Here is a 12293-nt window from a genome sequence, read left to right on the forward strand (position 1 = left end):
CGCCACGGTTTCTTCACGCCTTCCGAGCGGTTTTCTCAGCGCCGCTCGACCACCATCGGCGCGATCCGCAGGCTTTCGCGCAATTGCGTGACGGCTTCGCCGGCGGCATTGCGCGAGGCGAACGGCCCGGCCTGCAGCCGGTGCGTGCCGGCCTCGCTGAACACGCGCAGCTGCGGCGCCAGCGAAGGCAATCCGCGCGCGGCCTGGCTCAGCATGCTCTCTGCGCCGTCGCGTTCGCGGAAGGCGCCCAGCTGCACCCAGAAGCCTGCCACCGCGGCGGAAGACGATGCAGCGCCCGGCTCGGCGGCCGGCGGTGCCGCCTGTGCCTCTGGCTGCTCCGCAGGCGCGATCGGTGCCGTGGATGCCTGGGGCACGAGCGGCATCGTCGAAGCCACCGGCGCACTCATCGCCACGGGCGCCACCCATGCCGAGGGCACGGGCACCGACACAGCCACGGCGCCTTGCGGCTCAGGCGGAGCCGCTGCGGCATACGCGGTCCCCGAATCCCGTCGCCACGCGCCGGTGCGGATGTCCTCGTTCGTGATCCGTTCGATCTCCACCGGCGCCACCCCGCGCAGCAGGTCGAGCTTGAGCGCGGCCGTGTAGCTCAGGTCGATGACGCGGCCCTCGACGAAGGGCCCGCGGTCGTTCACGCGCACGATCACCTCGCGCCCGTTGGCCGGATTGCGCACCCGCACATAGCTGGGCAGCGGCAGCGTCTTGTGCGCGGCCGTCATGGCGTACATGTCGTAGGGCTCGCCGCTCGCGGTCGATGCCGCGTGGAACTTGCGGCCGTACCACGAGGCGATGCCGGACTCCTGGAACGGCCGGTCGTCGGTGATCGGCTGGTAGGCGCGGCCCAGCACCGTGTAGGGCTTGCTGGTGCCGCCGCTGCCGCGGATGGGCTCGATGCGGGGCTCGGCGTCGGGCACGCGGGCCAGGTCCGAGGGGATGTTCGTGCCCGGGCCGTCGCGGCCGCTGGAGGCGCTGCCGCCGCTGCGCGGGCCGCTTGCGCAGCCGGCGAGAAAGAGGGCCACCGCTACCGCGCAGGCCGCCAGCACGGTAGAGGCGGGAGAGCGGGCGCCTTCAGCCAAATACCGCCTTCCACAGCGCCAGCATGGCGTCGCGCTCCGCGGCCAGCGCGGGCGGCGTGACCTGGGTCGGCTCTTCGTTCAGGCGCGCGCGATGCTGCACGCGGCGCAGCTCGCGGTAGGCACGCGCCGCGCTGCGGCCTATGCCTTCGGGCAGCAGCCCGGCCAGTTCGGCGCGCAACAGCAGCGCGATGTTGCCCAGGTTGGGAATCAGCTCCGGGTGCTCGCCCGACGACGACAACACCAGGAATTGCACCGCGAACTCGGCATCGACCATGCCGCCGGGGCTGTGCTTCACGTCGAAGCGGCCGGCCTTCACCGGCCGGGCGCCGCGCAGCTTGTCGCGCATCGCGATGATCTCGGCCTTCAGCGCCTCGCGGTCGCGCGGCGACACCAGCACGGCCTCGCGCACCTGGTCGAAGCGCGCGCCCAGTTCGGCGCCGTGGTCCGCACTGCCCAGCACGAAGCGCGCGCGCGTCATGGCCTGGTGCTCCCAGGTCCATGCGGTGTTGCTGCCGCGGCCGAGCTGGTACTTCTCGTAGGCCTGGAAGCTGGTGGTGAGCAGGCCCGAGTTGCCGTTGGGCCGCAGCGCCGTGTCGATCTCGAAGAGGTCGCCCTCGCGCGTCTTCACCGTGAGCCAGTTGATCAGCTTGCGCACATAGGCCGCATAGACCTCGCCGGCGCGCTCGTCGTCATCGTCGTAGACGAACACGATGTCCAGGTCGCTGCCGTAGCCCAGCTCTTTGCCGCCCAGCTTGCCGTAGCCGATGATCGCGAACTGCGCCACCTCGCGGTGGCGGTTGCGCACATGCGGCCAGCACCAGCGGGCGGTCACGCGCAGCGTGGTGTCGGCCAGCGCGCTCAGGTCGTCGGCCACCTGCTCGACGGTGATGCGGCCGTCCACGTCGCGCGCCAGCGTGCGGAACACCTCGGCATGGTGGGCGTGGCGCAGCAGGTTCAGCAGCCGCTCTTCGTCGGCCTCGCCGGTGCGGGTGAGCGATGCGTGGCGCGCTTCGAGCTCGCGCTCGAATTCCTCGGCCACGAAGCGGCCGGACAGCATCTCGTCGCTCGCCAGTTCGTCGATCACGCCCGGGTGCTGCATCAGGTAGCGCGCGGGCCATTTCGCGGCACCCAGGAGGCGCAGCAGGCGCTCCTGCACGGCGGGCCGTTCGACCAGCAGCGCCAGGTAGCTCTCGCGGCGCATCAGCGGCTCGATCCAGTCGGCCCAGCGCATCGCGGCATCCACGTGGCGCGGCGTCTGCCCCGCACCGTCGCCATCGGGTTCCTTCAGCCACTGGCCGGTGCGCTGCACCAGCTGGCGCAGCCGCCCGCGCGTCTCTTCGCGCAGGGCGAGCACGCGCGGCGTTTCGCACCAGTCGCGGATGCGCTCGGCAAAGACGGGGGGCAGGTCGTCCAGCAGGTCCGCCAGGTCGGCGGGCGCCGCGGCCTTCTTGCCGTTGCACTTGCCGTTGCAGGGCTTCTCGCCGCCCAAGAGCTTGTCGAATTCCTGTGCGACGAACTCGCGGTGAGTGTCCAGCTGCGCGAGGAAGGGGCAGCAGTCGGCGTAGCCCATCGACTGCGCGATCCAGCGCAGGTCGTCGTCGGCCACCGGCAGCACGTGGGTCTGCTGGTCGTCCAGGTACTGGATGCGGTGCTCCACGCGGCGCAGGAACTCGTAGGCCTGGGCCAGCGCATCGGCGGTTTCCTGCGGCATGAGGTTGGCGCGTGCGAGCCGCTGCAGCGCATCGAGCGTGGGCCGCGTGCGCAGTTCGGGGAACTGTCCGCCGCGCACCACCTGCAAGAGCTGCACGGTGAATTCGATCTCGCGGATGCCGCCGCGCGAGAGCTTGACGTCGTTCGCGCGCTCGGGCCGCCCGGCGCTGCGGCGCGCCGACTGTTCGCGGATCTGCCGGTGCAGCGTGCGCAGCGAATCGAACACGCTGTAGTCCAGGTAGCGGCGGAACACGAACGGCAGCACGGCGCCGCGCAGCCCGTCGGCATGGCCGCCCTGCACGATGTCGCGCGGCGCCACCACCCGGCTCTTCATCCACGCGAAGCGCTCCCACTCGCGGCCCTGCACCTGGAAATATTCCTCGAGCGCATCGAGCGAAACCACGCTCGGGCCCGAGTTGCCGTTGGGCCGCAGGGCCAGGTCGACGCGGAACACGAAGCCGTGCTCGGTGGTGTCGCCCACCAGCGCGTAGATGCGCTTCACCGCGCGCGAGAAGTACTCCTGGTTCGCAAGGCGCCCGCGGCCGTCGGCGTCGCCTTGGGTCTCGCCGTCCAGGTCGTACAGGTAGATGAGATCGATGTCGCTGGACACGTTGAGCTCGCGCGCACCGAGCTTGCCCATGCCAATCACCCAGAGCTGCGCGCGCTGGCCGTCGGGGCCGAGCGGCGCGCCGTGCACGGCATCGAGCTCGTGGCAGGCGTCGGCGCAGGCGATGTCGAGCGCCAGTTCGGCAAGCTCGGTGACCGCGGTGGTCACCACGGCCAGGGGCGCCTGTTGGTCGCAATCGAGCGTGACCAGCCGCTCCATCACCAGCTGCCTGACAATGCGCAAGGCATCGCCCACCGCGTCACCGCGTTGGCGCAATGCCTCGAAGGCCACGGTCATCGATTCGCGCCGCGGCTCGCCCGGGGGAAGCAATGCAAGCTCGGCCGCATACCTGCGACGCAGGCGCTGGACGAAACGGGAGTAGGAAGAGAACGCGATCTGTGCGATCTGCGTCGAAGTGGCTGGCAACTGGTTCACACTGCTATCGGTTTCCGTGGAACCCCTCTGAATGCTGGCGGTCATAATTCCCGACACAGCGCGATCCTCAATGAACGACACGGCGTCTACCCCTTCACGTCTGCTCAAAATCACCGCTGTGACGGCGCGCTGGCTGTTGGGTTTGCTGATCGCTGCATGGCTTCTGCTGGCGCTGTCAGTCGTTGTCCTACACGCGTGGATTGTGCCGCGAATCGGTGATTTTCGCGGCGCACTGGAGGCACAGGCTAGCAAGGCCATCGGCGTGCCGGTGCGCATCGGCTCTATCACCGCCCGCCCCGAGGGGCTTTTCCCCGCCTTCGAACTGCGCGACGTGGTGCTGCAGGATGCCGGCCAGCGCGAGGCCCTTCGCCTCGTGCGCGTGGTGGCCAGCGTGTCGCCGCGCTCGCTCTGGCGCCTGAATTTCGAGCAGCTCTACATCGAGGGTCCGCAGCTCGATGTGCGCCGCGATGCTCAGGGAAAACTCCATGTGGCTGGATTGCACATGTCGACCGACACGACCGGAGAGACCCGCGCCGCCGACTGGTTTTTCGCGCAGCGCGAGCTGGTCATCGAAGGCGGCACGGTGCGCTGGACCGACGAGCAGCGCCAGGCCGAGCCGCTGCTCCTGACCGATGTGCGCTTCGTCGCGCGCAACGGCGGCCGCCGCCACGGCCTCAGGCTCGACGCCACGCCGCCGGCCGGCTGGGGCGAGCGCTTCACGCTGCGCGGGCAGTTCCGCCAACCGCTCTTGTCGGTGCGCACCGGCCGCTGGCAGACCTGGGACGGCCAGATCTACGCCGACCTGCCCTACATCGACGTCACCCGCCTGGGCCAGTACGTCTCGCTCGACGCGCGCATCCGCGAAGGCAACGGCGCGGTGCGCCTCTGGGCCGACGTGGAAGACGGCCAGTTCGTGGGCGGCGCGGCCGACCTGGGGCTGGACCGGGTCGACGTCTCGCTGGGCAAGGAGCTGCAGCCGCTGGTGCTGCGCTCGGTCACCGGGCGCCTTGCGGGCCAGCTGGACGACCAGACCTTCGAGTTCTCGACCACCGCGCTGCAGTTCGACACCTCCGAGGGCCTGCGCTGGCCCGGCGGCAACCTCTGGCTGCAGCACACGCCGGCCAAGGGCCGCGCGGCCGAGCGGGGCGCCCTGCGCGCCGACCGCCTCGACCTGGCCGCGCTCGCGCTCATCGCCGACCGGCTGCCGCTGGGCGACGCCACGCACCGCGTGCTCGACAGCTACGCGCCGCGCGGACTGGTCGAGCACATCGACCTGAGCTGGCAGGGCTCGCTGGGCGCGCCCGACAAGTACCAGGCGCGCGGTCGCGTGAGCGGCCTGCGCGTGGCCTCGCAGCCGGCGCCGGCAACACCCCCCGCGTCTTCAGCTTCGCCGGCAACGCCCCCCACGGCGACAGCCGCCGCAACACCCCCTCGCGCCCATCCCGGCACACCCGGCCTGAGCGGCGCCACCATCGATTTCGATGCCACCCAGGCCGGCGGCACGGCCTCGCTGGCCATCGCGCAGGGCACGCTCGAATTCCCCGGCGTGTTCGAGGAGCCCGTCATCCCGATCGACCGGCTCTCCACGCAACTCCAGTGGAAGCTGGACAACGGCAACGCGCAGGTGCAGGTCGCCAAGCTGCGTTTTGCCAACACCGACGCCGAGGGCGATGCCGAAGCCAGCTGGCGCACCAGCGACCCGGCCGTCTCCAGCGGCAAGGGCCGTTTTCCCGGCGTGCTCGACCTGCAGGGCAAGCTCACCCGCGCCGACGGCACGCGCGTGTTCCGCTACCTGCCGCTGGACATTCCCCAGCACACGCGCGACTACGTGCGCGATGCCGTCACCAAGGGCACCGCCAGCACCGTCGATTTCCGCGTGCGCGGCGACCTGCACGACATGCCCTTCATGGACCCGAAGCAGGGCGATTTCCGCATCGCGGCCAAGGTGGCCGACGTCAACTACGCCTACGTGCCGCAGACCGCCACCGCCATCCCCGCGCGCACCGGCACGCCGGCGCCGGCCTGGCCTGCGCTCACGGGCCTGTCGGGCGAACTGGTGTTCGAGCGCGCCGGCATGCTGGTGCGCAATGCGCGCGGAAAGCTGGCCGGCGCCAACGGCGTGGAGGTGACCAAGGCCGAGGCGCAGATCGCCGACATGTCGCACCATGCCTCGCTGCTGCGCGTCGATGCACAGGCCAAGGGGCCGCTGGGCGAGGTGCTGCGCGTCGGCGCGCCGCTGGCCGGTGAAACCGGCGAACTCATGCTGCGCGCGCGCGCCACCGGTTCGGCCGACTACAAGCTGCACCTGGAGCTACCGCTCGCGGCGATGGACAACGCCAAGGTGCAGGCCAGCATCGCGCTCGCCGACAACGAGCTGCAGCTCGTGCCCGAGGCGCCCTCGCTCACGCACGCCAAGGGCACGCTGAACTTCACCGAGACCGGCTTTGCGCTGTCCGGCGTGCAGGCCAGGCTGCTGGGCGGCGACATCCGCATCGAAGGCAAGGGCCGCTTCACCGGCCCCAACCGCGAGGTCGCGCTGAAGGCGCAGGGCACGGCCACCGCCGAGGGCCTGCGCGGTGCGCGCGAGGCCGAATGGCTCGCGCGCCTTGCCGCCAAGGCCACGGGCAGCACGCCCTACGCGGCCGCGTTCTCGGTGCGCGATGGCGCCTCCGAGCTCTTGCTCACGAGCAGCCTGCAGGGCCTGGCCCTGCAACTGCCGGCACCGCTGGTGAAGACGGCCGAGGAGCAGATGGCGCTGCGCATCGAGAAGAAGGTGCTGGCGCGCGAGACCCGTGAAACCCGCGAAAACCGCGAGAGCCGCCAGGGCGGCGTCACCGTCGCCACGCAGGACCAGCTCTCGCTGGAGCTGGGCCGCGTCGGCTCGGTGCAGTTCGTTCGCGACATCTCGGGCGCCGAGGCGCGCGTGCTGCGCGGCAGCATCGGCGTCGGCCTCGCGGCGGGCGAGACCGCGAGCCTGCCCGACAAGGGCGTGTTCGCGAACGTCAACGTGGCCAAGCTGGACATCGCCGCATGGGACGCCCTCCTGGGCGCCGCCGCGAGCAGCACCCCGAGCGAAGCCCCGGGCGCCGCCGAGGACGCCGCGCAGGCCTACCTGCCCACGCGCATCGCGGTGCGCGCGCAGGAGCTGGGCATTGCCGGGCGCACGCTGCACAACGTGGTGCTGGGCGGCACGCGCGAGGGCGCGCTCTGGCGCGCCAACATCGACGCCACCGAATTGAGCGGCTACGCCGAGTACCGCCACACGCAGGCCGGCCGGCTCTACGCGCGGCTCGCGCGGCTGAAGATCGCGCCCTCCGAGGCGACGCAGGTGGAAGCGCTGCTCGACGAGCAGCCGGGCACGCTGCCGGCCCTGGACATCGTGATCGACGATTTCGAGCTGCTCGGCAAGCGCCTGGGCCGTGCCGAGATCGATGCGGTCAACCGCGGCGGCGCGGGCCGCGAGTGGCTCCTGAACAAGCTGACCTTCACCATGCCCGAGGCGAGCTTCGCGGCCAAGGGCACCTGGGCCGCCATCCCCGGCGCCGCCGCGGGGCAGCGCCGCACGGCCATGACCTTCAAGCTGGACATCGCCGATGCCGGCGACCTGCTCGGGCGCTTCGGCATGCCCGGCGTGCTGCGGCGCGGAAAGGGGCGCCTCGAAGGCGACGTGAACTGGCGCGGCTCGCCGTTCTCGCTCGACTATCCGAGCCTGGGCGGGAATCTGCAGGTCGATGTGGAATCGGGCCAGTTCCTCAAGGCCGACCCGGGGCTGGCCAAGCTGCTGGGCGTGCTGAGCCTGCAGGCGCTGCCGCGACGGCTCACGCTGGACTTTCGCGACGTGTTCAGCGAAGGCTTCGCCTTCGACTTCATCCGCGGCGACGCCAGGATCAACAAGGGCATCGCGAGCACCAACAACCTGCAGATGAAGGGCGTCAATGCCGCCGCGCTCATGGACGGCTCGGCCGACATCGTGCGCGAGACGCAGAACCTGCGCGTGGTGGTGGTGCCCGAGATCAACGCCGGCACCGCCGCGCTGGTGGCCACCGCGATCAACCCGGCCATCGGCCTGGGCACCTTCCTCGCGCAGTGGGTGCTGAGCAAGCCGCTCGCAGCCGCCGCCACGCAGGAGTTCCATATCGAGGGCACCTGGGCCGACCCCAAGATCGCCAAGGTGCCGCGCACGCTGCAACTGCCCAGCCTCCCGGCCCTGCCGGGCCAGACCGGCTCGGCGGCCGCGGAAGAACGCAAGAAAACGGAGACCACGCAATGAAAGTCGCAGCCATCCAGATGGTGTCGGCCATCGCCCGCGAAGCCAACCTCGCACGCGCGCACGACCTGCTCGCGGAGGCGGCCGCGGCCGGCGCCGAGCTCGCGGTGCTGCCCGAGTATTTCTGCATGATGGGGGCGCGCGACACCGACAAGCTGGGCCTGCGCGAGACGGCCGGCGCGGGCACGGTGCAGGGCTTTCTGGCCGACGCGGCGCGCGAGTTCGGCCTGTGGATCGTGGGCGGCACGCTGCCCATCGAGAGCACCGATGCCGAGCATGTCTTCAACAGCTCGCTGGCCTTCTCGCCCGAAGGAAAGTGCGTGGCGCGCTACGACAAGATCCATCTCTTCTTCTTCGACAACGGCACCGAGCGCTACGACGAGCGCCGCGTCATCGCACCGGGCACCGAGCCTGTCGTGTTCGACCTGCCTTCACGCGACGGCCACAGCTGGCGCATCGGCATGAGCGTCTGCTATGACCTGCGCTTTCCCGAGCTGTACCGCGCGCTGGCCAGGCAGGGCGCCGACCTGCTCCTGGTGCCCAGCGCCTTCACCCGCACGACAGGCGCCGCCCACTGGGAGGTGCTGCTGCGTGCCCGCGCCATCGAGAACCTCGCGTGGGTGGTGGCGCCCGCGCAGGGCGGCACGCATGAAAACGGCCGCCAGACCTGGGGCCAGTCGCTCATCGTCGACCCCTGGGGCACGGTGGTGGCCGAGCAGGCGAGCGACGAGGGCGTGGTGCTGTTCGACATCGACGCCCGGCAGATCGAGCGCACGCGCACGCAACTGCCCGTGTTGTCGCACTGCGTTCTCTAGCGATGTCCGATGCGCTGCTGACCGTCGCACCGCAGCGGTGGGCGCGCTCCGCGTTCGCGCGCCTGCGCTCGCTGTGGCAGCGCTGGTTCCTGTGGCTGCTGCTCGCGGTGCTGGTGTCGGTGCTGCTGGTCACGGTGGTGTGGCTGGCGGGGCGGCACGAGGTCGAGCAGGTGCAGGCGCAGCTGGACCGCGACACCGCCGACGCCGTTTCCGATCTGCGCAGCGGCTTCCAGCGCAACGCGCAGAGCCTGCGCGCCACGCAGACGCCGGGCACGGATCGCGCGCAATGGAACGATGCCGCGGCCGCCCTGCTGCGCGAGCACCGCGAATGGCTCAGGCTCGAATGGCGCGACGCGGGCCTGCGCCCGCTGGAGGGCATCAACACGCCCTACCGCATGCGCCTTCTCGACGAGGCGAGCCGCGGCCCCGAGCAGTCCGACGTGATGCTGGCCTGCGCGGCCGCCCGCAAGCTCGGCGCGGGCGCGTACTCGCCCAGCCACTACGTGCCGATTGCCGGTGGCGGCGGTGTCGAGGTGATGGAGTTCTGCGTGCCGATCGACGCCGGCGGCTTCCTGGTGGCGAGCTATTCGCTGCGCGATGCGCTCATCGAGCTGGTCGGCCCCACGCTCACACGCGGGCAGGAGGTTTCGTTCACCGAGGCCGACGGTACGCGGCTGGTGGCGCTGGGCAGTTCGCGCCGCGTCGGCACGCGCGTCTTCTCCTCGCAGCAGTTGATCGACCTGCCGGGCACCGCGCTGATGCTGCGCGTCGATGGCTGGCGCGCCGCGCCCGACCTGTTTCCCAACATGCTCACGGCGCTGGTCACCGCGATCTCGATCGCGCTGGTGTCGGTGCTGGTGCTGCTCGCGCGCGATACGCGGCGGCGCCTGCGCGCCGAGCGCGACCTGGCCGATGCGCTCGCCTTTCGCAAGGCCATGGAAGACTCGGTCATCACCGGTCTGCGCGCACGCGACCTGCAGGGGCGCATCACCTACGTGAACCCGGCCTTCTGCGAGATGGTGGGCTTCAGCCCCGACGAGCTCATGGCCGACAACGCCGACGCGCCGGAAGCCCCTTACTGGCCCACCGAACTCGCGCACGAATACCAGCAGCGACAGGCGCGGCGGCTGGCCGGCGGCATGCCGCCGCGCGAAGGCTTCGAATCGGTCTTCATGCGCAAGGACGGCACGCGCTTTCCGGTGTTGATCTTCGAGGCGCCGCTGATCAACGCGCACCGCGTGCAGACCGGCTGGATGAGCGCGTTCATCGACGTGAGCGAGCAGCGCCGCATCGAGGAGCTTTCGCGCGCGAGCCAGGAGCGCCTGCAGGCCAGCGCGCGCCTGGCCACGGTCGGCGAAATGGCGTCGCTGCTGAGCCACGAACTCACGCAGCCGCTGGCCGCGATCGCGAGCTATGCGAGCGGCTCGCTCAACCTGCTGGGTCCGAACGCGAAGGGCGACCAGGGCGAAGTCGCGATGGCCGTCAGGCGCATCGCCGAGCAGGCCGACCGCGCGGGCCAGGTGATCCGCAGCGTGCACGACTTCGTGCGCCGGCGCGACCGCACACGCGAGGCCGTCGCGCCGCAGGCACTGATCGACGCGGTGCTGCCGCTGGTGCGGCTGCAGGCGCGCAAGCTCGGCGTGATCATCGAGGTGGTGCTCGAAGACCGGCTGCCCGCGGCCATGTGCGACCGCACGCTGGTCGAGCAGGTGCTGCTCAACCTCGCGCGCAACGCGATGCAGGCGATGGACAGCCCCGACAACATCGGCAGCCGCGTGCTGCGGCTGCGCGTGGCGCGTGCCGTGGCGGTGGGCGGCCCGGGCACCGAGGACGCGCGGCGCTGGCTCGAGTTCTCGGTGGCCGATCTGGGTTGCGGCATCGACGAGGACGTCGCCGAGCGGCTCTTCACGCCCTTTTTCACCACGCGCGCCGACGGCATGGGGCTCGGCCTGAGCCTGTGCCGCACGGTGGTGGAGCAGCATGGCGGCGCCCTGATGCACGAACCCAACCGGCCGCGCGGCACCATCTTTCGCTTTACCCTGCCGAGCACATGACGCGCTCGCTGCCTTCGCTCTTCCTGGAATTGTTGATATGCAACCGCTGATCGATGGACTCATCTATATCGTCGACGACGACGCCAGCGTGCGCGAGGCGCTGGCCTGGCTGCTGCGCTCGCGGCGCCTGGCGAGCGAGCATTTCGGCAGTGCCGAGGCGTTCGAGCAGTTGCTTGCAGAGGGCCCGCTGCCCGACCAGCCGCGCTGCCTGCTGCTGGACGTGCGCATGCCGGGCACCAGCGGGCTCGTGCTGTTCGACCGCCTGGCCGAGCGCGGCCTGCTGGACGCGATGCCGGTGATCTTCCTCACCGGCCATGCGGACGTGCCGACGGCGGTCGATGCGGTCAAGCGCGGCGCCTTCGATTTCTGCGAGAAGCCGTTCTCGGACAACGCGCTGGTCGACCGCATCGAGCAGGCGCTCGGTGCCTCGCTGCGGGCGCTGGAGGTGCAGAGCGTGCGCCGCAGCCTCGCCGGGCGCATCGCTGAACTGACGGACCGCGAGCGCGACGTGATGCGGCTCGTGGTCGAGGGGCTGCCGAACAAGCTGATCGCCGATCAGCTGGCCATCAGCGTGCGCACGGTGGAGGTCCACCGGGCGCGCGTGTTCGAGAAGATGGAAGTGAAGTCGGCCGTGGAGCTGGCCAACCGACTTCGGGATCTCTAGGAGATCAGGCCTTTTCCGCGACGAAGATCTCGACGCGGCGGTTCTGGGCGCGGCCGGCGGGCGTGCCGTTGTCGGCCAGCGGTTCGCGCGAGCCGCGGCCGTCGGTCGTGATGGCGGTCGTCGACACGCCGCGGCCCACCAGGTGGTTGCGCACGCTGTCGGCGCGGCTCACCGAGAGGCGCTCGTTGCCTTCTTCGCTGCCCGTGTTGTCGGTGTGGCCGACCACGCGCACGCTGGCGGCGGTGGCGGTCTTCAGGCCTTCGGCGACCTTGTCCAGGACCTGCGCGAGGTTGCGCTTGACGTTGGCGCGGCCCGTGTCGAACGAGAGCTCATTCGGAATGACCAGGTGCAGCTGGTTGTCGGCGGTCTGCTCGATCACCACGCCCGTGCCCTTGGTCGAGGCTTCCAGGTCGGTCTTCAGGGCGGCCAGGCGCGCGGTCCAGCTGTTGGCGGGCGGTGCCGGCTGTGCGGCCGGCGCGGGCGCCGGCGGCGGTGCCGACTGCGACGCGCAGCCTGCAATGAACATCAACGCAGCCGCTGCTGCTGCACCCGAGACAAGAAGCTTCCTCATGAGATTTCCCTCTAATGGACCATTGAAAAAACGGTGATGGGAACCGGCCGTTCGACGCGGCCGGTTTCCCCTGTGG

The 12293-nt window shown here is 70.8% G+C and carries 7 protein-coding genes; 4 read left to right on the forward strand and 3 right to left on the reverse strand.

Features of this window, described 5'->3' with window-relative positions; genetic code table 11:
- Positions 1-35: 35 nt before the first annotated feature.
- Complete coding sequence (locus BM133_RS17250) at positions 36-1094, reverse strand: septal ring lytic transglycosylase RlpA family protein (RefSeq protein WP_093436097.1); 1059 nt, start codon at positions 1092-1094, stop codon at positions 36-38.
- Positions 1087-3891: a bifunctional [glutamate--ammonia ligase]-adenylyl-L-tyrosine phosphorylase/[glutamate--ammonia-ligase] adenylyltransferase gene (gene glnE, locus BM133_RS17255; RefSeq protein ID WP_093436100.1), complete on the reverse strand. Its 2805-nt coding sequence runs from the start codon at positions 3889-3891 to the stop codon at positions 1087-1089. The genes BM133_RS17250 and glnE overlap by 8 nt, the downstream gene beginning before the upstream one ends.
- Before the next feature lie 25 nt (positions 3892-3916).
- Here glnE and BM133_RS17260 point away from each other — a divergent pair, with 25 nt between their 5' ends.
- The 4 genes from BM133_RS17260 to BM133_RS17275 are packed head-to-tail and all read left to right on the forward strand — an operon-like array spanning position 3917 to position 11646.
- Entirely contained in the window at positions 3917-8116 is a 4200-nt protein-coding gene (locus BM133_RS17260) for a YhdP family protein (protein WP_093436102.1), read from the forward strand.
- The gene (locus tag BM133_RS17265) at positions 8113-8928 is read left to right on the forward strand and encodes a carbon-nitrogen hydrolase family protein (protein ID WP_093436105.1); all 816 of its coding nucleotides are present in this window, start codon (positions 8113-8115) and stop codon (positions 8926-8928) included. The genes BM133_RS17260 and BM133_RS17265 overlap by 4 nt, the downstream gene beginning before the upstream one ends.
- A gap of 2 nt (positions 8929-8930) precedes the next feature.
- Positions 8931-10982, forward strand: a complete 2052-nt coding sequence (locus tag BM133_RS17270; RefSeq protein WP_093436107.1) for a two-component system sensor histidine kinase NtrB — start codon at positions 8931-8933, stop codon at positions 10980-10982.
- A 37-nt stretch (positions 10983-11019) separates the two neighbouring features.
- Complete coding sequence (locus BM133_RS17275) at positions 11020-11646, forward strand: response regulator transcription factor (protein WP_093436110.1); 627 nt, start codon at positions 11020-11022, stop codon at positions 11644-11646.
- 4 nt (positions 11647-11650) lie between these two features.
- Here BM133_RS17275 and BM133_RS17280 read toward each other — a convergent pair whose 3' ends face one another.
- A complete protein-coding gene (locus BM133_RS17280; RefSeq protein WP_093436112.1) occupies positions 11651-12217 on the reverse strand; it encodes an OmpA family protein in 567 nt (188 codons plus the stop codon).
- Positions 12218-12293 lie beyond the last annotated feature (76 nt).

This window comes from Variovorax sp. 770b2 (assembly GCF_900115685.1).
Lineage (GTDB): Bacteria > Pseudomonadota > Gammaproteobacteria > Burkholderiales > Burkholderiaceae_C > Variovorax.